At 71.1% G+C, this 24,402-nt stretch carries 20 protein-coding genes; 13 read left to right on the forward strand and 7 right to left on the reverse strand.

What is annotated here, in order from left to right; translation table 11 throughout:
* Window positions 1-11 precede the first annotated feature (11 nt).
* The gene (locus PX701_RS15765) at window positions 12-605 is read right to left on the reverse strand and encodes a M23 family metallopeptidase (RefSeq protein WP_275506857.1); all 594 of its coding nucleotides are present in this window, start codon (window positions 603-605) and stop codon (window positions 12-14) included.
* A 271-nt stretch (window positions 606-876) separates the two neighbouring features.
* Here PX701_RS15765 and rpsB point away from each other — a divergent pair, with 271 nt between their 5' ends.
* The 9 genes from rpsB to PX701_RS15810 all read left to right on the forward strand — a co-directional run bounded on the left by rpsB (window position 877) and on the right by PX701_RS15810 (window position 7,632).
* Window positions 877-1,797: a 30S ribosomal protein S2 gene (gene rpsB / locus PX701_RS15770; RefSeq protein ID WP_231430774.1), complete on the forward strand. Its 921-nt coding sequence runs from the start codon at window positions 877-879 to the stop codon at window positions 1,795-1,797.
* 23 nt (window positions 1,798-1,820) lie between these two features.
* The gene (gene tsf / locus PX701_RS15775) at window positions 1,821-2,645 is read left to right on the forward strand and encodes a translation elongation factor Ts (RefSeq protein WP_231430775.1); all 825 of its coding nucleotides are present in this window, start codon (window positions 1,821-1,823) and stop codon (window positions 2,643-2,645) included.
* Between the two features lie 173 nt (window positions 2,646-2,818).
* Entirely contained in the window at window positions 2,819-3,550 is a 732-nt protein-coding gene (pyrH, locus tag PX701_RS15780; protein WP_231430776.1) for a UMP kinase, read from the forward strand.
* A 109-nt stretch (window positions 3,551-3,659) separates the two neighbouring features.
* Window positions 3,660-4,214, forward strand: coding sequence for a ribosome recycling factor (frr, locus tag PX701_RS15785; protein WP_231430777.1), 555 nt, complete (start codon window positions 3,660-3,662; stop codon window positions 4,212-4,214).
* Between the two features lie 24 nt (window positions 4,215-4,238).
* On the forward strand, window positions 4,239-5,222 hold the full coding sequence (locus PX701_RS15790) for a phosphatidate cytidylyltransferase (RefSeq protein ID WP_275506858.1): 984 nt from the start codon (window positions 4,239-4,241) through the stop codon (window positions 5,220-5,222).
* A gap of 20 nt (window positions 5,223-5,242) precedes the next feature.
* A complete protein-coding gene (locus tag PX701_RS15795; protein ID WP_231430779.1) occupies window positions 5,243-5,797 on the forward strand; it encodes a DivIVA domain-containing protein in 555 nt (184 codons plus the stop codon).
* 129 nt (window positions 5,798-5,926) lie between these two features.
* Window positions 5,927-6,505: an aggregation-promoting factor C-terminal-like domain-containing protein gene (locus PX701_RS15800; RefSeq protein ID WP_231430780.1), complete on the forward strand. Its 579-nt coding sequence runs from the start codon at window positions 5,927-5,929 to the stop codon at window positions 6,503-6,505.
* A 69-nt stretch (window positions 6,506-6,574) separates the two neighbouring features.
* A complete protein-coding gene (locus PX701_RS15805) occupies window positions 6,575-6,883 on the forward strand; it encodes a hypothetical protein (RefSeq protein ID WP_231430781.1) in 309 nt (102 codons plus the stop codon).
* A gap of 17 nt (window positions 6,884-6,900) precedes the next feature.
* Window positions 6,901-7,632: an alpha/beta hydrolase gene (locus PX701_RS15810; RefSeq protein ID WP_275506964.1), complete on the forward strand. Its 732-nt coding sequence runs from the start codon at window positions 6,901-6,903 to the stop codon at window positions 7,630-7,632.
* Window positions 7,633-7,638: 6 nt separating this feature from the next.
* On the opposite strand, the gene PX701_RS15815 is transcribed toward PX701_RS15810, so the two are convergent.
* Together PX701_RS15815 and PX701_RS15820 are read right to left on the reverse strand one after the other, a co-directional pair.
* Complete coding sequence (locus tag PX701_RS15815) at window positions 7,639-8,703, reverse strand: AI-2E family transporter (RefSeq protein WP_231430782.1); 1,065 nt, start codon at window positions 8,701-8,703, stop codon at window positions 7,639-7,641.
* A 23-nt stretch (window positions 8,704-8,726) separates the two neighbouring features.
* On the reverse strand, window positions 8,727-10,379 hold the full coding sequence (locus PX701_RS15820) for a DivIVA domain-containing protein (protein WP_275506859.1): 1,653 nt from the start codon (window positions 10,377-10,379) through the stop codon (window positions 8,727-8,729).
* Between the two features lie 144 nt (window positions 10,380-10,523).
* Between PX701_RS15820 and PX701_RS15825 the strand changes: the two genes are divergently transcribed.
* Together PX701_RS15825 and PX701_RS15830 are read left to right on the forward strand one after the other, a co-directional pair.
* Complete coding sequence (locus PX701_RS15825; protein WP_275506860.1) at window positions 10,524-12,455, forward strand: hypothetical protein; 1,932 nt, start codon at window positions 10,524-10,526, stop codon at window positions 12,453-12,455.
* Window positions 12,456-13,397: a tetratricopeptide repeat protein gene (locus PX701_RS15830; RefSeq protein WP_275506861.1), complete on the forward strand. Its 942-nt coding sequence runs from the start codon at window positions 12,456-12,458 to the stop codon at window positions 13,395-13,397.
* Between the two features lie 39 nt (window positions 13,398-13,436).
* Here PX701_RS15830 and glgB read toward each other — a convergent pair whose 3' ends face one another.
* A complete protein-coding gene (gene glgB / locus PX701_RS15835; protein WP_275506862.1) occupies window positions 13,437-15,650 on the reverse strand; it encodes a 1,4-alpha-glucan branching protein GlgB in 2,214 nt (737 codons plus the stop codon).
* Window positions 15,643-17,664, reverse strand: a complete 2,022-nt coding sequence (locus PX701_RS15840) for an alpha-1,4-glucan--maltose-1-phosphate maltosyltransferase (RefSeq protein WP_275506863.1) — start codon at window positions 17,662-17,664, stop codon at window positions 15,643-15,645. The genes glgB and PX701_RS15840 overlap by 8 nt, the downstream gene beginning before the upstream one ends.
* 121 nt (window positions 17,665-17,785) lie before the next feature.
* On the opposite strand from PX701_RS15840, the gene glgP reads away from it, so the two are divergent.
* Entirely contained in the window at window positions 17,786-20,365 is a 2,580-nt protein-coding gene (gene glgP, locus PX701_RS15845) for an alpha-glucan family phosphorylase (RefSeq protein ID WP_275506864.1), read from the forward strand.
* A 48-nt stretch (window positions 20,366-20,413) separates the two neighbouring features.
* On the opposite strand, the gene ybaK is transcribed toward glgP, so the two are convergent.
* Together ybaK and glgX are read right to left on the reverse strand one after the other, a co-directional pair.
* Window positions 20,414-20,914 (reverse strand): Cys-tRNA(Pro) deacylase, encoded by a 501-nt coding sequence (gene ybaK, locus PX701_RS15850; protein WP_275506865.1) that lies wholly within the window; start codon window positions 20,912-20,914, stop codon window positions 20,414-20,416.
* Window positions 20,911-22,998 carry a glycogen debranching protein GlgX gene (glgX, locus tag PX701_RS15855; protein ID WP_275506866.1) on the reverse strand — a complete coding sequence of 696 codons (2,088 nt, stop codon included), beginning with the start codon at window positions 22,996-22,998 and terminating at the stop codon, window positions 20,911-20,913. Before glgX ends, ybaK begins: the two co-directional genes overlap by 4 nt.
* Window positions 22,999-23,098: 100 nt before the next feature.
* Here glgX and PX701_RS15860 point away from each other — a divergent pair, with 100 nt between their 5' ends.
* A complete protein-coding gene (locus PX701_RS15860) occupies window positions 23,099-24,328 on the forward strand; it encodes a cysteine desulfurase family protein (protein WP_275506867.1) in 1,230 nt (409 codons plus the stop codon).
* Window positions 24,329-24,402: the final 74 nt, after the last annotated feature.

Here is a 24,402-nt window from a genome sequence, read left to right on the forward strand (position 1 = left end):
GGAGGCGATCGTCACGACAGCGGCAGCAGCACCGACCTGGGTAGTCCGCCGAAGAACAGGAAGGGCGAGACGTACTCGCCGTCGACCCTGATGCCGAAGTGCACGCAGTCGCCCTCGCAGTGGCCGCCGCGGTCGACGGCGCCGATCCGATCGCCTGCGGCGAGCACGTCGCCTTCCCGGACGAGCGCGGTGATCGGCTCGATGGCGCTGATGACACCGTCGCCGTGGTCGATCGACACGACGCCCCGGCCCGCGACCATGCCGGCGAAGCGGACGGTGCCGCCCGCGGCGGCGACGACGGTCGCGCCGGGTGCGACCGCGAGGTCGATGCCGCGGTGTCCGGCCGAGTAGGGCGTCGGCGGAGCACGGAACGGTGCGACGACCCTGACGGGCGCCGGCGCGGGCCAGACCCACTGCAATGGCGCCCGAGCCGGACCCGTCGCCCCCGCGGGGGTCGGAGCGCGATCGAGCGCGGAAGCCGTGGGCGAGGTCGCGCCGCCCACAGCGGCGAGCAGGCCCGCGACGAGGCAGGACAGTGCGGCGACGGTCCAGGCGGCTCGTCGAGGCCGCGGACGGGTCGGAACGGAACGGTCGAGATCATCCATCCACCGATCGTGCGTCGGCGGGAGGCATCCCCTCGGCGGAAGCGGCGGCTTGTGGACTGCGGTGCCCCTGCCGCGGTTGGGGAGGACGGGTGCCGATGGTAGAGTATCCGGAGCGCCTCGCATGTCGAGGTGACTACGCGTGCCCATTCGGCAGCCGACTCCATTCAGTCCGACCCGCTCATCGCGAGCGAGACCGGCGGAGCCGTGCCGGGCACCAGGGCTCCCGGCCGCCGGCCGGTTGCGACAACTGAGAACAGAAGGAGAACGGCTCATGGCCGTCGTCACCATTCGCCAGCTGCTCGACAGCGGCGTGCACTTCGGGCACCAGACCCGCCGCTGGAACCCGAAGATGAAGCGCTTCATCTTCACCGAGCGCTCGGGCATCTACATCATCGACCTGCAGCAGTCGCTCGCCTACATCGACAAGGCCTACGACTTCGTCCGCGAGACGGTCGCCCACGGCGGCACCATCCTCTTCGTCGGCACGAAGAAGCAGGCGCAGGAGTCGATCGCCGAGCAGGCGACCCGCGTCGGCCAGCCCTACGTCAACCAGCGTTGGCTCGGCGGCCTCCTCACCAACTTCCAGACGGTCTCCAAGCGCCTCGCGCGCATGAAGGAGCTCGAGGAGCTCGACTTCGAGGGCACCACGAGCGGCTTCACCAAGAAGGAGCTCCTCATCAAGAAGCGCGAGCTCGACAAGCTGCACAAGTCGCTCGGCGGCATCCGCAACCTGTCGAAGACGCCGTCGGCCCTCTGGGTGGTCGACACCAAGAAGGAGCACCTCGCGATCGACGAGGCCAAGAAGCTCGGCATCCCCGTCATCGGCATCCTCGACACCAACTGCGACCCCGACGAGGTCCAGTACCCGATCCCGGGCAACGACGACGCGATCCGCTCGGTGAGCCTGCTCACCCGCATCATCGCCGACGCCGCCGCCGAGGGGCTCATCGAGCGCCACCAGAAGCCTGAAGAGGCCGGCAACGTCTCGGCCGTCGAGCCGCTCGCCGAGTGGGAGCAGGAGCTCCTCCAGCAGGGCGCCGCGACCGAGAAGACCGCCGAGACCGAGGCCGAGGCCAAGGCCGAGGCTGCTGAGGTCGTCGACGAGGCCGCGACCGAGATCGCTGCGACCGAGTCGGCCGCCGACGTCGAAGGCGCGGAGGCCGCCGAGGCCGCCGCCACCCCCGCCGAATAAGTCCCCGAAGGAGACAGCCACACATGGCAATCAGCATCGCTGACATCAAGGCCCTGCGCGAGCAGCTCGGCACGGGCATGGTCGACACGAAGAAGGCGCTCGAGGAGGCCGGTGGCGACCTCGAGAAGGCCACCGAGATCCTGCGCCTGAAGGGCGCCAAGGGCAACGCGAAGCGCGCCGACCGCTCGACGAGCGAGGGCCTTGTCGCCGCCAAGGAGTCGCCCGCCGGCTACACGATGATCCAGCTCGCCTGCGAGACGGACTTCGTCGCGAAGAACGACAAGTTCATCGCGCTCGCCGACAAGGTGCTCGACGCGGTCGCCGCCGCCGGTGCCGCCGACGTCGAGGCCGCTCTCGCGGCGCCGGTCGACGGCAAGACCGTCGGCGAGGTCATCGACGAGCAGGCCGCCACGCTCGGCGAGAAGGTCGAGCTCGCGAAGGTCGTCACCCTCTCGGGCGACGAGTTCGCGGTCTACCTGCACAAGACGTCGAAGGACCTGCCGCCGCAGATCGGCGTGCTCGTCGCCTACACGGGTGCCGACGCCGAGACCGCTCGCGGGATCGCGCAGCACATCGCGATGTTCGACCCGTCGTTCATCTCGCGCGACGAGGTTCCGACCGATGTCGTCGAGAAGGAGCGCGAGCTCGTCACCGAGATCAGCCGCAACGAGGGCAAGCCCGAGGCCGCCCTGCCGAAGATCGTCGAGGGTCGCCTCACCGCGTTCTTCAAGCAGGTCGCCCTGCTCGAGCAGGACTACGCCCGCGACAACAAGCAGCAGGTCAAGAAGATCCTGGACGACGCCGGTCTCACCGTGACCGGGTTCGCCCGCTTCAAGGCCACGGCGTAACGCCGACATGAGGGAGTCCGGATCGTCCATTCGATCCGGGCTCCCTTTTCCATGCGCGGATGCTTCGCCGAGCTCGTCCTCGGACGACGCCGCGCCGCGCGCCTCGACCGGATGCTGTGCACCCGGTCGGGTGAAGCACTAGTTTTGACACGGGCACCGGAAGGACGGCGGGGATGACGGAACGCAAGCGCAGGGTGATGCTGAAGCTCTCGGGAGAGGCATTCGGCGGGGGAGCGCTCGGGGTCAACCCCGACGTCGTGAGCGCCCTCGCGCGCGAGATCGCCGATGCGGCGCAGACGGTCGAGGTCGCGATCGTCGTCGGCGGCGGCAACTTCTTCCGCGGCGCGGAGCTCAGCCAGCGCGGCATGGATCGCGGTCGCGCGGACTACATGGGCATGCTCGGCACCGTCATGAACTCGCTCGCGCTCCAGGACTTCCTCGAGCAGGCCGGCGCAGAGACCCGCGTCCAGTCGGCGATCTCGATGACCCAGGTCGCCGAGCCGTACATCCCGCGTCGCGCCGAGCGGCACCTCGAGAAGGGCCGCGTCGTGATCTTCGGCGCGGGTGCGGGGCTCCCGTACTTCTCGACCGACACCGTCGCCGCGCAACGAGCGCTCGAGATCGATGCCGACGTGGTGCTCGTCGCGAAGAACGGCGTCGACGGCGTCTACTCGGACGACCCCCGGACGAACCCCGACGCCACGAAGATCGACCGCATCAGCTACCAGGAGGCGCTGCAGCGCGGCCTCAAGGTCGTCGACTCGACCGCCTTCAGCCTCTGCATGGACAACGGCATGCCGATGCAGGTGTTCGGCATGGAGCCGGCCGGCAACGTCACGGCGGCGATCCTCGGCGCCGACCTCGGCACCGTCGTGAGCAACGGCGTGGAGTCGTCGAACCGATAGAACCCGACCGCGCCGGGCCGTGACGCCGAACGTGGCGTCGCGGCGAGCAACGGTGTGGACCCGGCCAGTCGATAGACTGGCACGAGTAGCGAACCGTAAAGGAGTTCCCGTGATCGCGGATGTACTTTCCGATGCCACCGCACGCATGCAGAAGGCGGTCGAAGTCGCCAAGGACGACTTCGCCACCGTGCGTACGGGGCGGGCGAACCCCCAGCTCTTCCAGAAGATCATGGTGAGCTACTACGGCACGCCGACGCCGCTCGCGCAGCTCGCGTCGCTGCAGAACCCCGAGGCGCGCACGCTGGTCGTCACGCCCTACGACAAGGGCGCGCTGCGCGACATCGAGCAGGCGATCCGCGACACCCCGAACCTGGGCGCCAACCCGACGAACGACGGCAACCTCATCCGCGTGACGCTGCCCGAGCTGACGGAGGAGCGCCGCAAGGAGTACGTCAAGATGGTCCGTTCGAAGGCCGAAGACGCGAAGGTGTCGGTCCGCAACATCCGCCGCAAGGCGAAGGACGACCTCGACGCGCTCAAGGGCGAGGTCGGCGACGACGAGGTCGGGCGCGGCGAGAAGGAGCTCGAGCAGATCACGAAGACGCACGTCGACGCGATCGACGAGGCCCTCAAGCGCAAGGAAGCCGAACTCCTCGAGGTCTGAGGGCTCGGGGGCTGAGGGAGGGCCATGTCAGGCGTCCCAGAAGAGGGTCAGTCGGACGCCGGGGGGCAGGACCGCACCGCGCGCGACGATTTCCGCGCACAGGTCACGGCGCGCAAGGCCGACCTCGAGCGTCAGTTCGAGGCATCCAAGGCGCAGTTCGACGAGGCCCAGGAACGGATCAAGGCGCGCACGGGTCGCAACCTCATCGTCGCGATCCTCATCGGGCTCGTGTTCGGCGGCGCGCTGCTGCTGAGCCTGCTCGTCGTCAAAGAGCTCTTCATGCTCTTCGCCGTCGTGATCGCCGGGTTCGCGAGCTACGAGCTCGCGCAGGCACTCCGCAAGGGCGACCTCCGCGTGCCGCGGGCACCGACCGTGGCGGTTGCGGTGATCGCGGTGCCCGTCGCCTACTACGGCGGTGCGGGCGGGCAGTTCCTCGCGGTCGTCGCGGGAGTCGCGATCGTGACGGCGTGGAGGCTCGTCGAGCAGGCACTGCCGTCCCGCCGGACCGACGGCGCGGCGCTCGGGCGAGACCTCGCCGCAGGTGCGTTCGTGCAGGGATACGTGACGTTCCTCGCAACGTTCGCGGTCGTGCTGACCGCCGCCGACGGTGGACAGTGGTGGACCCTCGCGTTCATCGTGCTGGCGGTCGCCGCCGACACCGGGGCCTACGCGTTCGGTCTCATGTTCGGCAAGCACAAGATGGCGCCCGTGATCAGCCCGAAGAAGACCTGGGAGGGCTTCGCCGGCGGCGCCGCGACGAGCCTGGTCGCCGGTGTGCTGCTCGCCCTGTTCATGCTCGGCGAGCCGTGGTGGTTCGGGCTCGTCTTCGGCGGTGCGATCTTCCTCACCGCCACGCTCGGCGATCTCGTCGAATCGCTCGTCAAGCGCGACATCGGCATCAAGGACATGAGCTCGTGGCTGCCGGGCCACGGCGGGTTCCTCGACCGGCTCGATTCGATCCTGCCGTCGGCGGCCGTCGCCTTCGTGGCGTTCCGGCTCTTCGGATGAGCGTGCGCGATACTGGTGCAGTGGATTCGACGTTCCCGCGCGCCAGAAAGCCCAGACTCGGGTACAAGATCGATCAGGTCGAGGAGTTCCTGCAGCTCGCCCGCCGTGCCTACGACGGCACGGCGACGCCGGGTGACGAGCCGATGACGAGCGAGCGAATCCGGCTGACCGCCTTCGCGATGCAGAAGGGCGGCTACTCGACGGAGCACGTCGACGCAGCGCTCGCCCGCCTGGAGGACGCGTTCGCCGCCCAGGAGCGGCAGGATGCGGCCCGGCTGCACGGCGACGAGGCGTGGCTGCGCGAGGCGCGCCTGACCGCGCAGGTGGTCTCCAACCGGCTCGCGCGGCCCGAGGGCGAGCGGTTCGAGCGCATGAATCCGCTCGTGCTCGGCTACAGCGTCCGCGAGGTCGACAAGTTCGCCGACAAACTCACCCGGTACTTCAGAGACGGATGGCCCATCTCCGTCGAGGACGTCCGCTCGGTCGTCTTCGCGACCCAGCGCGGCGGGTACCGCGAGGCGCAGGTCGACCTCGTGCTCGACGCCGTCGTCGACGTCATGCTGGCGGTCCGGTGAGCCCGCGCGCGGCATTGGCCCGTCCGGCCGCCACTCCGCTACACTCGTCGAATCGTGGGTAGGCATGCAGGATCGGGCGAGGCGGCGCAGCCGTCGTCCCCGACCGTTCCCAGAATCACCCGCGGGCCCGTGAAGCAGGCCGCGACCGTCGTCTTCGCGTTCCTCGCCTCGGTCAGCTTCGTGCTGGTGAACATCGTCGACCCGTACAGCGGGGCGACCGCTTCGCCCGACTTCGCGCAGGGCGACCGGTTCGGCGGCGAGGCCGTGCAGTCGATCGCCGCCGGCGGCGACTACGAGGTCACCGTCGACGGGCACGAGCAGTACGTCGTCGAGGAGAAGCCCGAGCCGGTCGTGGAGCCGGCTTCGTCCGGCGCCGGTTGGGCACCGCCCGCGGTGACGCCCGACCCGGGCTCCGCGCAGGCATACGCCGCCGGTGCCGTCGCCGCACGCGGCTGGCCCACCTCGGAGTTCGACTGCCTCGTCGCGCTCTGGAACAAGGAGTCGGGCTGGCGGGTCAACGCCTACAACGCCGGGAGCGGCGCCTACGGCATCCCGCAGGCCCTGCCCGGGTCGAAGATGGCGACCGCGGGGGCCGACTGGGAGACGAACGCGGCGACGCAGATCGAATGGGGTCTCGGCTACGTCTCGGGCCGCTACGGCACGCCCTGCGGCGCCTGGGCCCACTCCGAGTCGGTCGGCTGGTACTGAGTCGGGCCGTCCAGCCGAGGCATCCTCGGCGATGCGGCCTCGATGCGCGGCCGTTCTAGACTTGGACGCATGGCACGCTCGAACCGACCCCGGTCGCGTGCCGCCCGTGCACGCGAGGGGCACCCCGAGCTCGACGTCGATCGGCTGAGCGCCGGCTGGCGCCGCACCGAGGTGCGCGCGGGCCGCGAATGGAACGTGCAGCCCGTCTCCGAGGCGCAGGCCGTCAAGGCGTACGTGTGCCCGGGGTGCGGCCTCGAGGTCGCACCGGGTGTCGCGCATCTCGTCGCCTGGCGGGCCGACGGCGTGCTGGGCGACGCGGCCGACCTTGCGGCGCGTCGGCATTGGCACACGCACTGCTGGAGGTTGGGCGCACGGTGAGCGAGACGGATGACACGATCGAGATCCGATCGGGAGTCGAGCTTCCGGCCCGCCGGGAGGAGATCGAACTGCACACGGCAGACGGCCTGCGCCTCGTCGGCGAGCTGGCGCTGCCCCTCGAGCGCGATCCCGTCGCGACGCTCGTCACGCTGCATCCGTTGCCGACGGCCGGCGGCTTCATGGACTCGCACATCCTGCGCAAGGCCGCCGCGCGGCTCCCCGCGCTGGCCGACCTCGCGGTGCTGCGGTTCAACACGCGAGGCACGGCGTCGCCGCGCGGGCGCAGCGAGGGCGAGTTCGGCGACGGCGTCGCCGAGCGGGCGGATGTCGCGGCGGCGATGTCGTTCGTGCAGCAGCGCGGACTCCCGCACCCGTGGCTGGTCGGGTGGTCGTTCGGCACCGAGCTCGCCCTGAAGTACGGGCTCGAGCACGGCATCGACGGCGCGATCCTGCTCTCGCCCCCGCTGCACCGCACGAGCACGGCCGAACTCGCACGCTGGTCGACCGCGAGCCCCGCGCTCGTCGCCCTCATCCCCGAGCACGACGACTACCTCAGGCCGGCCGAGGCGGCCGAACGCTTCTCCGGGCTGCCGAAGCTGCGGCGCGTCGACGTCGCCGGCGGGCGCCACCTGTGGGTGGGGGAGACGCAGACGCGGCGCGTGCTCGACGAGATCGTGGCCGCGGTGAACCCCGAGGCTGCGCCGCTGCCGACTCGGTGGCCTGCGGCGTCCGCCTCCGACGAGGACTGAGCCGGCTCAGCGTTCGTTCTGGCGCGGTATGACGACCTGCTTGATGATGAGCAGGATGGCGGCGGCGACCGGGATGGCGACGAGCGCACCGAGGATGCCGCCGAGCGCGCCGCCGGCGAGGGCGGCGATCACGACGAGGGCGCCGGGCACCTTCACCGCCCGATGCATGATGCGCGGGCTCAGGATGTACGCCTCGACCTGCATGTAGACGATGTAGTAGATCGCCGCCGCGAGGGCGGTGATGGGCGAACCGAGGCCGGGAATCAGGCAGACGAGCACGATGACGATCGAGCCCGAGAGCGTGCCGACGAGCGGTACGAGCGAGAACATGAAGGCGAGGAACGCGAGCACGGCCGGGAACGGCGCACGGATGATCGACAGGTAGATGAAGCTCAGCACCCCGTTCACCGCCGCGAGCGAGACCTGACCCAGCACGTAGCGGCCGACCGACTGCGTGATCTGCTCGGTGAGGTCGGCGAACCTGGCGCGCCGCGACGCCGGCACGAGCTGGTACGTGGCGCGCTTCATCGTGTTCAGCGACGCGGCGAAGTAGAGCATCAGGATGAACACGATCACGACCGCGAAGACGCCCGAGCCGATGGCGATCGCGACCTGCAGCACGCCGCCCGCGAGCTCGGAGAGCTTGTCGGGGTTGGTGAAGAAGTCGGTGAGGCCCGTCGTGACCTGCGCGTTGATCTCCTCGACCTGCAGCTGCGGGAACTGCTCCTGGAGCACGGCGAGCCAGTCCTGCGAGTTGAACCGCTCGATGATGCCGGGGATCTCCTCGACGAGGTCGCCGATCTGATCGACGATGATCGGGACGACGGCGAGCACGAGCGCGGCGACGATGATGCCGACCCCGCTCATCACGATGAGGATCGCGGACCAACGCGGAAGCCCTCGGCGCTCGAGCCAGCTGATCGCCGGGTCGAGGCCGAGGGCCAGGAAGAGCGCCGCTCCGATGTAGGTGATGATCGTCGAGAGGCTGACGATCGAGGTCAGGATGAACAGGCCGACGCCGACACCGAGGGTGCCGACGAGGCCGATGCGGAACGCGTTGAGGATCTTCACGGAACCACCGCGCCCCTTCCGGACTACTTCGTGTCGGCTGCGACCTGCTCGGCCTGCGTCAGCACGCCGCGCAGGCTCTCGAAGTAGCCGGCGACCGCGTCGCGCTCGATCCTAATCTGCGAGAGCCGGTCCTCGGCGTCGGCGACGAGCGCACGAGTGCGCTCCTCTGCGTCGGCGATGAGCTTGCGCGCCTGGTCGTGCGCAGCGGAGATGCGCTCGGACGCCTCCTGCTCGGCCTTCTCGCGGATGCCGGAGATCGCCGAGCGCGCCTCCGTCTCGAGACGCTCGGACTCGGCGCGGCTCTCGGCCGTGCGCGCGCTCGTCTCGGCGAGCTCGGCGTTCGCGTCGTCGAGGAACTTCTGCGTCTGGGCGACCGCCTCCTGGTGGGCGGCGAGCAGCTCCTGCTCGGCCTCGTCGCGCTTGGCGGTGAGCTCGGACTCGAGGTCCAGGCGGCTCTTCTCGATCTCACGTCGCATGCGGTTGACCTCGTGCGTGGTCTTCTTCCGCATGGCGGTGAGCTGGTTGTCGAGATCGATGCGCGCCTGCTCGGCCTCGGCCTCGAAGTCGGCGCGGGCCTGCTCCTGCTCGAGGGCGAGGTCGGCGCGCATCTGGTCGAGGTCGGCGGCGTGCTTCGCGCGGATGCGCTCGAGCTCGTGCTGCAGCTTCAGGCGTGCCGACTCGGCTTCTCGCTCGAGGTCGACCGCCGACTGCTCGCGCTCCTCGGCGAGCGCCGCGCGACCGGTCGCGAGCTCGCGCTCGAGGTCGGTGCGGGCCTGCTCGAGCTCGTGCGCGAGAGCGGCGCGACGCTCTTCGATCTCCGCGTCGATGGCGGCGCGGGCCTCGGCGGACTCCCGCTCGAGGTCGAGCCGTGACTGCTCGGTCTCGCGGGCGAGGTCGATGCGCGCCTGTTCCGTCTCCTTCGCGAGCTCGGCCCGCGCCCGGTCGAGTTCGACGGCGACCTCGGCGCGGGTCTGCTCCGTCTCCTGCGTGAGCCCGGCGGCGGTGGCCCGGGCCTCGCTCGCCTCGGTGTTCGCAGCGAGCAGGATCTCGGAGGCCTTGCGCTCCGCCGCGGAGATGACCGCGGCGGACTCGCGCTTCGCGCTCGAGCGCAGCTCGGCCGTCTCGGTCGCGACCGCGCCCCGGATCGCCGCTGCGTCGCGGGCGGCGTCCTGGCGGAGCTGCTCGCTCGTCTCGTGGGCGCGGGCGACCATGTCGTCGACCTCGGCCCGGGCGTTCTCGACGACGCGGCTCGCCTGCGCGCGGGCCTCGCCGAGCGTGCGCTCGGCGAACTCCTGTGCGTCGGAGCGCATGAGGTGCGCCTCGTCCTCGGCTGCGCGACGGAGCTTCTCGGCGTCGATGTCGGCCTGGGCGATGAGGCGGGTGGACTGCTCCTCGGCGACCCGCAGCGTGTTCTCGAGCTTCGTGCCGAGCCCCGAGAAGGTCGGGCTGCCGACCTCTTCGAGCTCGGCGGTGAGCTCGTCGATGCGGGCCAGCAGGCGCTTGTTCTCCTTCACCGTGTCCGCGGACTGGGTGTTCGCGGCGATGATGTCGCGACGAAGGCCGTTGATGGCCTTGTCCACCTCGTCCTTGTCGTATCCGCGGAACACCTGTGTGAACTCGGTCTCTTCGACGGCCATGCTTCCTCCGGGTCGTGTCCCGCGTTTGTGGGGGCTCATGCGGGAATCGTTCTGATTGTACGGGGCTTCGGGATGCCGCGTTTGCGCGTGTCGTTCAGGCGGTGGGCAGGCGACTCCCAGACTCTGCCGGTAGTGTGGAATGTCTTTGTCGGATGCCGCAGCAGCGGCTTGGGAGGTCAGTTCGTGCGCTTCGTCTTCGCTATCGTGGCGTTCGTCGCCGCGGCCGTGATGATCGGGCTCGGTATCGCCCAGCGCACGGTGCTCATGGAGCCCGACCGGGCGTCGATGGCGATCGAGTCCGACGGCGCGACGGCATTCACCGTGCTCGAACCCGACGCGCTCGAAGCGAATCCCGGCAAGCAGGAGATCACCGTCTCCGGCGACGGCGCCATCTTCATCTCGTACGGGCGCAGCGCCGACATGGTCGCCTGGCTCGGGTCGACGCCGTACCAGTCGGTGCACTACGACCCCGAGGCGAAGTCGCTCGTGAGCGAAGTCGTCACGACCGACCCCGCCGACGACCCTCAGGCCGAGACGCCCACCGAGACGCCGACCTCCGCGACCCCCGCTCCGACGACGACCGCGCCGGCGACGACCGCGCCGGCGACACCAGGGGCGACGGCTGCGCCGGCCCCGGTCGACCCCGAGGTGCTCGCCGCAGCGACGCCCGTCGGTTCCGACCTCTGGCTCGACGAGTTCACGGGCGACCGCTTCGTGACGACCACGATCGACGTCCCCGAGGGCATCTCCGTCCTCATCGCCTCAGACGGGGTGAACCCGGCGCCGGCCCGAGTCGCGCTCGATTGGCCGAGTGACACGAAGACCCCGTGGGTCGGCCCACTGATCGCCGGGGGTGCGCTCGTGTTCCTCCTCGGACTCGGCCTGCTCATCTCGGGCTTCGTGCGGCACCGTCGCTCGCGCGGCCCGCGCAGAAACCTTCCCAAGGGTCCTCGCGGCAGGCTGCCGAGCGCTCCGAAGCCCTCGAAGCGCAATCAGGTCACGGCTGGTCGGCGCGCGATCGGTCGCGCGAAGCGCGTCGTGATCGTTCCCGCGCTCCTCGTGCCCGCGCTCGCGCTCAGCGCGTGCTCGGCCGACTACTGGCCGAGTTTCGAGAGCGAACAGGCTCCGGCGACGACCGCGCCGGCGACGCCCGAGGCGAGTGTCGCGGCGACGGAGGCCGCCGAGCCCGAAGAGCCCGCGGTAGAACCGGCCGTCACCGTGCCCCAGATGGAGCGCATCATGCGCCGCATCGCGGTCTTCACGAGCGAGGTCGACCAGGCGGGCGACGCGACCCGCGCGGCCGAGCGATTCGCCGGGCCGGCCCTCTCCGCGCGCGTCGCGAACTACAAGGTCCGGGCGACGCTCACCGACCACCCGTTGCCGGCGGCGATCCCCGCTTCTCCGCTCACGCTCACGCTTCCGCAGCAGTCGACCGGCTGGCCCCGCACGGTGCTCACGATCGCGAAGAACGCGGACGACGAGACGATCGCCCCGACGGCGCTCGTGCTCGTTCAGAAGACGCCGCGCGACAACTATCACGTCGTCTACCAGACGGCGCTCGTGCCCGACACCGAGGTGCCCGAGGTCGCACCGGCGTCGATCGGCGCGCCGCCGATCTCGCCCGAGTTCAAGGGCCTCGTCATGCCGACCGGAGAGGTGGCGGCCGCGTACGCCGACATCCTGCAGAACGGTGCCTCGAGCACGTTCGCGCCGATGTTCGACCTCGAGGCGACTGATCTCGACGAGGCGCTGAACGCGGCGAACCGCAAGGCGGAGGCGGAGAAGGCGAACCCGACCGCGACGCTCACCGTGTCGACCGCGGGCGGCAGTGCGCCGGCGATCGGCTTCGGCACGATCGACGCGGGCGCGATCGTGTCGGTGAACGTCATGCGCGGCGAGAAGAGCGTGCCGAACGACGGCGGTACCACCGGCTTCCAGGAGGGCGGCAGCGCCGCGGCCCTGTCCGGTTTCACGGGGCAGAGCGCCAAGGGAGTGCAGCGCGCGAGTGATATCCAGCTGCTCTTCTACGTGCCGGGCGTCAGCGCTGGTGAAGAAGCCAAGATCCAGCTCCTCGGCTGGTCCGAGAGCCTCGTCTCAGCATCGGAGGTCAAGTAGATGACGAACCCGATTCCGCCCTCAGGCGCATCGCTGCGCGGTGCCGTCGATCTCACGGCGCTCGTGCAGCGCCAGCAGGCGGCCGCCCAGCCGGCCGGCGCCCACGCGCCGGCGTCAGCTGATCGCATCGTCGTCGAGACCGACGACGCCTCGTTCGGCCAGGTCCTCGAGCTCTCGCGCACGCTGCCCGTCGTCGTCGCGGTATGGGCGTCGTGGAGCGAACCGTCCCAGCAGGTGCTCGCGTCGCTCGAGCGGCTCGTGCGTGCTCGCGAGGGCCGGCTCGTGCTCGCGGCGGCCGATGCCGATCGCAGCCCGCAGCTCGTGCAGGCGCTCCAGGTGCAGTCGGTCCCGACGGTCGTCGCCCTCGTCGCCGGACAGCCCGTGCCGCTGTTCGCGGGCGAGCAGCCCGGCGACGTCGTCTCGCAGCTGTTCGACCAGCTCCTCGAGCTCGGTGCGCAGCACGGCGCGGGCGGGCGAATCGAGACCGGTGACGAGGCGGAAGGCGAGGCGCCGCCCACCGAGCAGCCCCTGCCGCCGCTCCACCAGGAGGCGTACGACGCGATCGAACGCCGGGACTACGACGCGGCCGCCGCCGCGTACCGCACGGCCATCGCGCAGGACCCCCGCGACGCGCTCGCGGTCGCCGGCCTCGCCCAGGTGAGCCTGCTCGGCCGGCTCGCCGGCAAGACGCTCGATTCCATCCGCGCCGCGGCCGCCGCATCTCCCGACGACCTCGGAGCGCAACTCGACGTCGCCGACCTCGACATCTCGGGCGGCCACATCGACGACGCCTTCGACCGTCTGCTGACGCTCTTCCCCGAGCTCGATGCCGACGGTCGCAAGGCGGTGCGGGAGCGGATCGTCGAGCTGTTCGAGGTCGTCGGAACTGACGATCCGCGAGTCGCAGCGGCCCGCGCCCGGCTCGCGAGCCTGCTCTACTGACACCCGTCGAATCGGCGAGCGACGACCCGGCCCCGAGCCCTACTCGTCGAGTTCGAACCAGACGGCGGCGAGCGGCGGCAGCGTGAAGGCCGCCGAGGCCGGCCGCCCCGCCCACGGCACTGCCTCGGCCTCGACCCCGCCGAGGTTGCCGACGCCCGAGCCGCCGAACTCGGAGGCATCCGAGTTGAGCACCTCGCGCCACCGGCCGGTGAACGGGAGGCCCAGCCGGAACCGGTCGTGCGGCCTGCCCGCGAAGTTGACGATGCACAGGAGCGGTCGCCGGTCGCCGTCGTAACGCAGGAACGCGAGGACGTTCTCGGCGGCCGCCCCGCCCTCCACCCACTCGAATCCCGCCGCGTCGTCGTCGAGCTGCCAGAGCGCCGCGGTCGTGCGATACCGGCGGTTCAACGCGCCCACGAACTCGGCGAGCTGCCGGTGCGATGGCTGGTCGAGGATCCACCAGTCGAGGCCGCGCTCTTCGCTCCACTCGCTGAGCTGGCCGAACTCCTGGCCCATGAACAGCAGCTGCTTGCCGGGATGCGCCCACATGAATGCGAGGTAGGCGCGCGTGTTCGCGAGTTGCTGCCAGTGGTCGCCCGGCATCTTGCGCACGAGGGAGCCCTTGCCGTGCACGACCTCGTCGTGGCTGATCGGCAGGATGAAGTGCTCGCTGAACGCGTAGAGGAACGAGAACGTGAGTTCGTGGTGGTGGTGCGAGCGGTACAGCGGGTCGTTCTGGATGTACTGGAGCGAGTCGTGCATCCACCCCATGTTCCACTTGTAGCCGAACCCGAGCCCACCGGATGAGGTCGGTGCGGTGACACCCGGCCACGACGTCGACTCCTCGGCGATCATCACGATGCCGGGATTGCGCTTGTACGCGGTCGCCGTCGCCTCCTGCAGGAAGGCGATCGCCTCGAGGTGCTCGCGGCCGCCGTGCACGTTCGGCAGCCACTCGCCCTCGGCGCGCGAGTAGTCGAGGTAGAGCATGGATGCCACGGCGTCGACCCGCAGTCCGTCGACGTGGAACTCCTCGAGCCAGAACAGGGCGTTCGCGACGAGGAAGTTGCGCACCCGGGGGTTGCCGAAGTCGAAGACGAGGGTGCCCCAGTCCTGCTGCTCGCCGCGCCGCGGGTCGGCGTGCTCGTAGAGGGGTTCGCCGTCGAACCGCGCGAGTGCCCACTCGTCCTTCGGGAAGTGCCCCGGCACCCAGTCCATGATCACGCCGATGCCGGCGCGATGCAGCCGATCGATGAGGTAGCGGAGGTCGTCGGGAGAGCCGAACCGGCTGGTGGCGGCGTAGTAGCCGGTCACCTGGTAGCCCCACGACCCGCCGAACGGGTGCTCGGCGAGCGGCAGGAACTCGACATGCGTGTAGCCGAGCCAGTCGAGATACTCGATGAGCTCGTCGGCGACCTCGCGGTACCCCTTGCCCGGGCGCCACGATCCGAGGTGCAGCTCGTAGATCGACATCGGGCGTTCGTGCGCATTGGTCGTGGCACGCCGGTCGAGCCAGTCGCCGTCGCCCCACTCGTACCGGCTGTCGTCGACGATCGAGGCGGTCGCCGGGGCGGTCTCGGCGCGCCTGGCCATGGGGTCGGCCTTCATGATCCACTCGCCGCCGGAGGTGAGCAGCTCGAACTTGTACAGTGCCCCGGACTCGAGGTCGGGTACGAACAGCTCCCAGACGCCCGACGCCCCCATGCTCCGCATGGCGTGGCCCGAGCCGTTCCAGCGGTTGAAGGCGCCGACGACCCGCACCGCGCGGGCGCGCGGGGCCCAGACGGTGAACGCGGTGCCGCTCACGCGCCCGTCGACGCCCCAGTGCTCGCGGAAGCGCGCGCCGAGGACCTGCCAGAGCTGCTCGTGTCGGCCCTCGGCGATGAGGTGCAGGTCGAGCTCGCCGATCGTCGGTGCGAATCGGTACGGATCGTCGGCGGTCCATTCCGAGCCGTCGTCGTAGCGGGCCTCGACGAGGTAGTCGGTCGGACCGAAGCGGCCCGCGCCCGCCCAGACGCCGTGCCCGACGTGCTCGAGCGCCAGGGTGGTGCCGTCGGCGAGCACGGCGTCGACGCCCGCGGCCAGCGGTCGGAGCGTGCGGATCGCGGTGAGCGGCCCCGGCTCCTGCGGTGCGTCGAACCCGTGCTGGCCGAGGACCGAGTGGGGATCGCTGTGCCGGCCCTCGGCCACCGCCGCGAGCACCTCGTCGGGCACGACGGGCGCGGTCACCGGGGAGGGGGGCGTGTCAGGCATCCGAGCCTCTTCTCACGTGCAGGATGTGTGCGGGTCGGGTGAAGGCGTCCAGCCGGACGTAGTTCGACGGACCCCACTCCCAGCGCGACCCGGTGACGAGGTCGTCGACCTCGAACCGGGCGCCGGCCTCGAGCCCGATCGCCTCGAGGTCGAGGTGCACGGTGGTCTCGCGCACCGAGTGCGGGTCGACGTTGGCGACGACGATCAGCGTGTCGTCCTCGCCGTCGGGCGTGAACCGGCCGTCGAGGTGCTTCGAGTAGACGAGCACCGAGTCGTCGTCGCTCGCGTGGAAGCGGATGTTGCGGAGCTGCCCGAGTGCGGGGTGCTCAGCGCGGATGCGGTTGAGGATGCCGAGGTAGAGCGCGAGCGAGCGGCCCTCGGCTTCGGCCGCGGCGAAGTCGCGCGGCTTGTACTCGTACTTCTCGTTGTCGATCGCCTCCTCGGCGCCGGGGCGCGCGACCGACTCGAAGAGCTCGAAACCCGAGTAGACGCCCCACAGCGGGGCCGCCGTCGCGGCGATGGTCGCCCGCACGGTGAACGCGGCGGGCCCGCCGAACTGCAGGTACTCGGTGAGGATGTCGGGCGTGTTCACGAACAGGTTCGGCCGCATGAAGTCGGCGGTCTCCTGCGACACCTGGGTGAGGAACTCCTCGAGCTCGGCCTTCGTGTTGCGCCACGTGAAGTACGAGTACGACTGCTGGAATCCCGCCATCGCGAGCGCCTGCATCATCGCCGGTCGCGTGAACGCCTCGGCGAGGAAGACGACGCCGGGGTCGTCGGCGTTCACGGCCCCGATGAGCCGCTCCCAGAAGGCGAGCGGCTTGGTGTGGGGATTGTCGACGCGGAAGATGCGGACACCCTGCTTCATCCAGTGCCGCACGATGCGCAGCACCTCGTCGAAGATGCCCTGGGGGTCGTCGTCGAAGTTGACGGGGTAGATGTCCTGGTACTTCTTCGGCGGGTTCTCGGCGAACCGGATCGTGCCGTCGGGCAGCACCGTGAACCACTCGGGGTGCTCGGCGACCCAGGGGTGGTCGGGCGAGGCCTGGAGGGCGAGGTCGAGGGCGACCTCGATGCCGAGCTGATTCGCGCGGCGCACGAAGGCGCGGAAGTCGGCGAGGGTGCCGAGGTCGGGGTGCACGGCGTCGTGCCCGCCGGCGCTGCCGTCCTTCTGCGGCCCGCCGATCGCCCATGGCGAGCCCGGGTCGCCGGGGCCCGGGTCGAGCGTGTTGTTGGGGCCCTTTCGGTTGGTCACGCCGATCGGGTGGATCGGAGGCAGGTACACGACGTCGAACCCCATCGCGGCGACCCCGTCGAGCCGCTTCTGCGCGGTGCGGAAGGTGCCGCTCTTCCAGGTGCCGTCCTTCTGGCGCTTCGCGCCCTCGGAGCGTGGGAAGAACTCGTACCACGACCCCACTCCGGCGCGGCGTCGTTCGACGAGCAGGCGCTGCTCGGGCGAATCGGTCGACAGCCGGGCGAGCGGCCGCGCGTCGAACTCCGCGAGCACGGGTGCGTCCACGAGGGCGCGGCGGTCGGCGGGGGATGCCTCGCCGTCTCGCAGCGCGCCGGCCAGCGCCGTGAGGCGCTTGCGCACCGCCGGAGGGCGGTCGGTCTCCGCGGCAGCCCGTTCGACGAGCCTCGCGCCGACCTCGTACATGAGCTCGACGTCGACGCCCGCGTCGATCTTGACGCCCGCGTCGTGACGCCAGGTGGCGATCTCGTCGTCGAACCCGGTGACGTGCCATCGCCACTCGCCGGTCTCGTCGAGCCGGACGAGCGCCTCCCACCGATCGGTGCCGGGGGCGAGCGGGGCCATCCGGTGCCGCTGCTCCACGCCCGAGGGACCGTTGATGACGAGCATCGCCCCGACCCGGTCGTGCCCTTCGCGGAACACCGTCGCGCGGAACGGCACGACCTCGCCCTCGAACGCCTTCGGATGCCAGCGGGGGTCGGGCACGGCCGGGGTGAGCCGCGTCACGGGGATGCGGCCGGCGAGCGCGGTAACGGTGGTCACGTTCCGACCGTAGCGCGTCGGCCCGCGCGCGGCCCGAATCGTTCCTCGCGGGTCGAGGAGGACCACGCCCGCGTTGCGCACGGTTCACACGCCCGACACGAGCGCGACCTAGGGTGGAGCCGTGAAGTCGATCCGGAAATTCACCGTCCGAGCCGTCGTCCCCGTCCGCCTCGGCGCGCTCGAGGAGCTCGCGGCCAACCTGCGCTGGGCATGGCACGAACCGACGCGCCGCCTCTTCGAGCACATCGACCCCGACGCGTGGTCGCGGTCCGAACGTGATCCGGTCACCTTCCTCGGCGAGGTGGATCCGGCACGGCTCGACGCGCTCGCCGCCGACGACGACTACGTCGCATGGGCCGAGCGCGAACGCGAGGGACTGCGCCGGTATCTCGAGGAGCCGCGCTGGTACCAGGGCCTCGAGGGCGAGCGCCCGGGACTCGTTGCGTACTTCTCGCCCGAGTACGGCATCACTGCGGCACTGCCGCAGTACTCGGGCGGACTCGGCATCCTCGCCGGCGACCACCTCAAGGCGGCATCCGACCTCGGCGTGCCGATCGTGGCGGTCGGCCTCTTCTACAAGGCCGGATACTTCGCGCAGTCGATCTCCTCCGACGGATGGCAGCAGGAGCGCTATCCCGTGCAGGACCCGGACGGCCTGCCGCTCACGGTGCTGCGCCGCTCCGACGGCAGCGCGGTCCAGGTCTCGCTCGCGCTGCCGGACGGCGGCACGCTGAGCGCCCGCGTCTGGCGAGCGGCCGTCGGCCGCGTCGAGCTGCTGCTGCTCGACACCGACGTCCCGGCGAACAGCGACGAGCATCGCGCGATCACCGACCGGCTCTACGGCGGCGGCAGTGAGCACCGGCTGCTGCAGGAACTGCTGCTCGGCATCGGCGGGGTGCGGGCGTTGCGCGCCTGGGCGGAGCTCGTCGGCGCCCCGGCGCCCGAGGTCTTCCACATGAACGAGGGGCACGCCGGCTTCCTCGGCCTCGAGCGGATCTCGGCCTACATCGGCGAGGGACTCGCCTTCGACGAGGCGCTCCAGCTCGTTCGCTCGGGCACGGTCTTCACGACCCACACCCCCGTGCCGGCCGGCATCGATCGCTTCGACCGCGCGCTCGTCGAGCGCTACGTCACGGCGGAACTGCTGCCCGGGGTCGATCCCGACGCAGCGCTCTCGCTCGGCGTCGAGCCCGGCGCCGACCCTGCGGCGAGCGCATTCAACATGGCCGTCATGGGGCTCCGGCTCGCCGGCCACGCCAACGGTGTCTCCGAGCTGCACGGGCAGGTCAGCCGTCGCATGTTCGGCGACCTCTGGCCGGGTTTCGACGCCGACGAGGTGCCGATCACCTCGATCACGAACGGGGTCCACGCGCCGACATGGACCGATCCGTCGCTCACCGCGCTCGCCGAGCGCGAACTCGGCACCGACGACAGCGAGCACGCCGACTGGCTGAGCCCTGCGGTCGCCGACGCCGATCTCTGGGCGGTCAAGCGGGAGATGCGCGCCCGACTCGTCGCGGATGCCCGGCGGCGGCTCGAGGCGAGCTTCGGCGAGCAGCACGCGGGTGCGCCCGCTCCCGAGTGGATCTCGAACGCGCTCGACCCCGAGGTGCTCACGATCGGCTTCGCCCGTCGCGTTCCGACGTACAAGCGCCTGACGCTGATGCTGCAGGATCCGGAACGCCTGAGGGCGATCCTCACCGATCCCGACCGCCCCGTGCAGTTCGTGGTCGCCGGCAAGTCGCACCCCGCCGACGACGAGGGCAAGCGCCTCATCCAGCGCCTCGTCCAGTTCGCGGCGCAGCCCGACGTGCGCGAGCGATTCGTCTTCCTGCCGGACTACGACATGGCGATGGCCGAGCGGCTGTACCCGGGCTGCGATGTCTGGCTCAACAACCCGTTGCGTCCCCTTGAGGCCTGCGGCACCTCGGGCATGAAGGCGGCGATGAACGCCGCGCTCAATCTCTCGATCCTCGATGGATGGTGGGCGGAGTACGCGGGTGACGACTTCGGCTGGGTCATCCCCTCGTCGGATGCGGCCGGCGACGCGGCCGAGCGCGATGCCCGCGAGGCGGGGGCGCTCTACGACCTCCTCGAGCACCGCATCGTGCCGGCGTTCTACGACCGGCCCGTCGAAGCGGACGGGCGGGCCGGCTACTTCGAACGCGACGCTGATCGGGTGCCGGCCGAGTGGCTGCAGATGCTTCGCACGACGATGACCCGCCTCGTGCCCGAGCTCGGTGCCGATCGCATGGTGCGCGAGTACGTCGAGCGGCTCTATCGGCATGCCGGCGAGTCCTTCGAGCGCATGCGCGCCGACGATGCCAGGGGTGCGCGCGAGTTCGCGGCCTGGGCCGCGAGGGTGCGTGCCGCGTGGCCCGGGGTGAAGGTGCTGCACGTCGAATCGGGCGGGCTCGACCAGCCCGCGGTCGGCGACGAGCTGCACGTGCGCGCCGAGGTCGAGCTCGGGGGCCTGGGCACGGACGACGTCGCCGTCGAACTCGTCTCGGGCCGAAGCCTCGCGGACGACTCGATCGGCGACCCGCGCCGCACCGCGCTCGTCCCCGCGGCCGGAGGCGGGTACGAGTGCACCGTCACGCTCGATCGTGCCGGAGCGTTCGGCTACTCGGTCCGGGTCGTGCCGTCGCATCCGCTCATGACGAACCCGGCGGAGCTCGGACTCGTCGCGATCGCATCCTGACGACCGGGCGATGACCGCGACCGGCGGCGGACTCGACGCCGGGTCGCGTCAGCGGGCGCGGGCGATCGGCGCGTAGCGGCCGCCGGTGACGGCGAGGAGGTCGTCGGGGGAGAGCTCGAGGTCGAGACCGCGCCGGCCGCCCGAGACGCAGATCGTCTCGCAGATGATCGCCGACTCGTCGAGCACCGTCGGCAGCGGAGTCTTCTGGCCGATGGGGCTGATGCCCCCGACGACGTACCCGGTCTTCCGCTCGGCGACCCTGGGGTCGGCCATCTCGGCGCGCTTGCCGCCGAGCACGGCCGCGAGCGCCTTGAGGTCGAGCTGCATGGCGACGGGCACGATGCCGACCGCGAGCGCGCCGTCGACGTCGGCCAGCAGGGTCTTGAACACGCGGTCCGGGTCGATTCCGAGCTTCTCAGCGGCCTCGAGGCCGTACGCGGCGGCGCGCGGGTCGTGCTCATAGGCGAGCGGGGTGAACGCGACGCCGGCCCGAGCGAGGGCGAGCGTCGCGGGCGTACCCGCCGACGAGGCATCCGCCTTCTTGGTCACCGCCCACCGCCCTCGGCGCGGAACAGGCGCATCGACGGGCCGGTGATGCGCAGGCGCGCACCGGGGGCGAGTTCGCCCCCGCCCGAGGAATCGGTCTCGGGCGTCTCCTCGGCGGAGTCCCACAGCGGCAGGTAGCCGGTGACGCCGTCGACGGCCGGCAGCACCACGTCGGCCTCCGTCTCGCGGGCGTGCACGACGAGCAGGATCCGGTTGAACGCCTCGGTCTCGGGCGTCGACGCCGCGACGAACTGCAGGGTGCGTTCGACCGGCGAGTTCCAGTCGTCGATGCCCATGGTCTCGCCGTCGGCGTTGAACCAGTACATCTCCGAGGCGCTCGGCGTCGTCTCGCCGTCGCGGCCGAAGCGGATCGGCCGGAGGGCCGGGTTCTCGGCGCGCAGGCGCAGCAGGTGCCTCGCGGTGGCGAGGAGCGCCGGTGCATACCGGGGGCGCTCGGCCGGATCCCACGCGAGCCAGGTGAGCGGCGAGTCGTGGCAGTACGCGTTGTTGTTGCCGCGCTGGCTTCGTCCGAACTCGTCGCCCGCGGTCAGCATCGGAACCCCGGCCGACAGCAGCAGGGTGCCGAGCAGGTTGCGGATGCTTCGCCGCCGTGCCGCCCGGACGACGGGGTCGGCCGCCTCACCCTCGACCCCGTGGTTGTACGAGTTGTTGTGATCGGTGCCGTCGCGGTTCTGCTCGCCGTTGCCGAGGTTGTGCTTGACGTCGAACGCGGTCAGGTCGGCGAGCGTGAACCCGTCGTGCGCGGTGACGAAGTTGAGGCTCGCGAGCGGGCCGCGCTCGGGCGAGAACGTGTTCGACGACCCCGCGAGCCGGGTCGCGAAGCGGCCGATGCCGCTGCCCGCCGAACCCGATTCGCGCTCGCGGCGCAGGTCGCCGAGCCAGAAGTCGCGCATGCGGTCGCGGTAGCGGTCGTTCCACTCGCTGAAGCCCGTCGGGAATCCGCCCGTGCGCCATCCGCCCGGACCGACGTCCCACGGCTCGGCGATGAGCTTCGAGGCGCCGATCACCGGGTCGTCGAGCATGCCGCGCAGCAACGGGTGGTCGGGGGTGAACTCGCCGTTGGCATCGCGACCGAGCGTCGCCGCGAGGTCGAGGCGGAACCCGTCGACCTGCAGTTCGCCGCTGAAGTAGCGCATCGAGTCGAGCACGAGCCGCACCGCGGCGTCGTGCCCGAAGTCGACCGTGTTGCCGCAGCCGGTCGTGTCGACGTACCGGCCGTGCGCGTCGTGTCGGTAGTAGTTCGCGTTGTCGATGCCGCGGAAGCTGTAGGTCGGCCCTTCGCGCCCCTCCTCGGCCGTGTGGTTGTATACGACGTCGAGCACGACCTCGAGGCCCGCTTCGTGCAGGCGACGGACCATGCCGGCGAACTCGCGGCGCACGGCGTGCGCGCCTGCGGCCTGCGCTGCGGCGCTCGCGTACGGCGCGTGGGCGGCGAAGAACGCGAGGGTGTTGTAGCCCCAGTAGTTCGGCTTGCCCTGGCGCACGAGCCGCTGCTCGGGGACGAACGCCTGCACCGGCAGCAACTCGACCGTCGTCACCCCGAGGCCCGTCAGGTATTCGAGCGAGGCGTCGTGGGCGAGCCCGGCATAGGTGCCGCGGAGCGGCTCGGGGATCGCGTGGTTGAGCTTCGAGAACCCGCGTACGTGCGTCTCGTAGACGACCGTGCGGTCGAGCGGCACCGCGGGCTTGCCGACGCCGCCCCAATCGAAGCCCGCGTCGGCGAGTCCGCCGAGCACGACGCCGCGCCACGAGCCGTCGTCGGCACGGGCGAGGCCGCGCGCGTACGGATCGAGCAGCGTGTGCACGGGGTTGAACGCATGATCGAACCCGGCGGGACCGTCGACCCGCAGCCCGTAGTGCGCGCCGGGCACCAGCGACGGGGAGGCCCCCGTCCAGACGCCGTCGGCATCGCGGGCGAGCGGCATGCGTTCGGCCGCCCAGTCGAGGTCGTCGGGATCGAACACGACGAGGTCGACGCTCGTCGCGTGCTCCGACCACACCCGGATGCGCCCGCCGTCGGCGTCGGCGCGGACGCCGAGCTCATCGAGGGGATCGGGCGCGGGCATGCGATCTACAGTAGTTCTTGCGGGAGCGACCGCTGGAAGCGCATGCAGGCGGCGCGCCGAGGCATCCATCTCGGATCGGACGACCACGAAGGGCGGGCGAATGGTCTACCTCGACCACGCGGCGACCACGCCGATGCTGCCCGAGGCGATCGAGGCGATGACCGCCGCGCTCGCCGTGGTCGGCAACCCCTCGTCGATCCACAGCGCGGGCCAGCAGGCGAAGCGCCTGCTGGAGGAGTCGCGCGAGCGGATCGCCGCGACGCTCGGCGTCGACGGCATCGAGATCGTGTTCACCGGCAACGGCACCGAGGCGGTCAATCTCGCGATCAAGGGACTGTGGTGGCAGCGGCGCGGCGCGGGCGGTGCCGACCGCTCTCGCATCCTGGTTCCGGCCGGAGAGCACCACGCCACGATCGACACGGTCGACTGGCTCGCCGAGCACGAGGGCGCCGAGATCGTCGAGATCCCGCTCGACGAGGTCGGGCGGGTGCGGCTCGACGTGCTCGCGGCGGAACTCGCCGATGCCGAAACGGTCGCGCTCGTCACCACGCTCTGGGCCAACAACGAGGTCGGCACGATCCAGCCGGTCGAGGAGGTCGCCCGACTCGCCGCCCGCGCCGGGGTGCCCCTGCACGTGGATGCCATCGCCGCCTACGGCCAGGTGCCGATCGACGTGCGCGCGCTGCGCCGCGCGACGGAGGCACCGCGTGGCGCCGGGCTCGTCGCGCTCAGCGTCTCGGCGCACAAGATCGGCGGGCCGGCGGGCATCGGCGCACTCGTGCTCGACCGCTCCGCAGCGGTCGAGCCGCTCATCCACGGTGGCGGGCAGCAGCGCAAGGTGCGGTCCGGCACCCAGGATGTGGCGGCGGCGGCGGCCTTCGCGGCGGCGGCCGAGATCGTCGCGGCGCGCCTCGACGACGATGCGACCCGCATGGCCGGGCTCCGCGACCGTCTCATCGCCGGCGTGGTCGAGGCGGTGCCGACTGCGCGACTGTCGGGCGATGCCGGGCCCGGGGCATCCGCCCGGCTGCCGGGAAACGTGCACTTCTCCTTCCCCGGTTGCGAAGGCGACTCCCTGCTCTTCCTGCTCGATGCGGCCGGGGTGGCCGTCTCGACCGGCTCCGCCTGCCAGGCGGGTGTGCCCGAGCCGTCCCACGTGCTCATGGCGATGGGTCGGTCCGAGTCCGACGCGCGCGGTGCGCTGCGGATCACGCTCGGGCACGCGTCGACCGAGGCCGACGTCGATGCCTTCCTCGCCGCACTGCCCGCTGCGCACGCCCAGGCGGCGAAGGCCGGGCTCGCCGGCCGGGCGACCTCGTTCGACCGCTGACCGTCGATCGGTGATCGCGTCGGGCGCGCCGCGCATCGAGGAGCCGCCCACCGCCTCTTCAGACTGCCCTGCCT

Origin of the sequence: Agromyces chromiiresistens (assembly GCF_029167465.1) — a bacterium.
Taxonomy (GTDB): Bacteria; Actinomycetota; Actinomycetes; order Actinomycetales; family Microbacteriaceae; genus Agromyces; species Agromyces chromiiresistens.

Excerpts from the sequence above, each read along its gene's own strand:
- PX701_RS15765 (WP_275506857.1), bottom strand. The coding sequence starts at position 605 with ATGGATGATCTCGACCGTTCCGTTCCGACCCGTCCGCGGCCTCGACGA.
- rpsB (WP_231430774.1), top strand. The coding sequence starts at position 877 with ATGGCCGTCGTCACCATTCGCCAGCTGCTCGACAGCGGCGTGCACTTC.
- tsf (WP_231430775.1), top strand. The coding sequence starts at position 1,821 with ATGGCAATCAGCATCGCTGACATCAAGGCCCTGCGCGAGCAGCTCGGC.
- pyrH (WP_231430776.1), top strand. The coding sequence starts at position 2,819 with ATGACGGAACGCAAGCGCAGGGTGATGCTGAAGCTCTCGGGAGAGGCA.
- PX701_RS15790 (WP_275506858.1), top strand. The coding sequence starts at position 4,239 with ATGTCAGGCGTCCCAGAAGAGGGTCAGTCGGACGCCGGGGGGCAGGAC.
- PX701_RS15805 (WP_231430781.1), top strand. The coding sequence starts at position 6,575 with ATGGCACGCTCGAACCGACCCCGGTCGCGTGCCGCCCGTGCACGCGAG.
- PX701_RS15820 (WP_275506859.1), bottom strand. The coding sequence starts at position 10,379 with ATGAGCCCCCACAAACGCGGGACACGACCCGGAGGAAGCATGGCCGTC.
- PX701_RS15830 (WP_275506861.1), top strand. The coding sequence starts at position 12,456 with ATGACGAACCCGATTCCGCCCTCAGGCGCATCGCTGCGCGGTGCCGTC.
- glgB (WP_275506862.1), bottom strand. The coding sequence starts at position 15,650 with ATGCCTGACACGCCCCCCTCCCCGGTGACCGCGCCCGTCGTGCCCGAC.
- glgX (WP_275506866.1), bottom strand. The coding sequence starts at position 22,998 with ATGCCCGCGCCCGATCCCCTCGATGAGCTCGGCGTCCGCGCCGACGCC.
- PX701_RS15860 (WP_275506867.1), top strand. The coding sequence starts at position 23,099 with ATGGTCTACCTCGACCACGCGGCGACCACGCCGATGCTGCCCGAGGCG.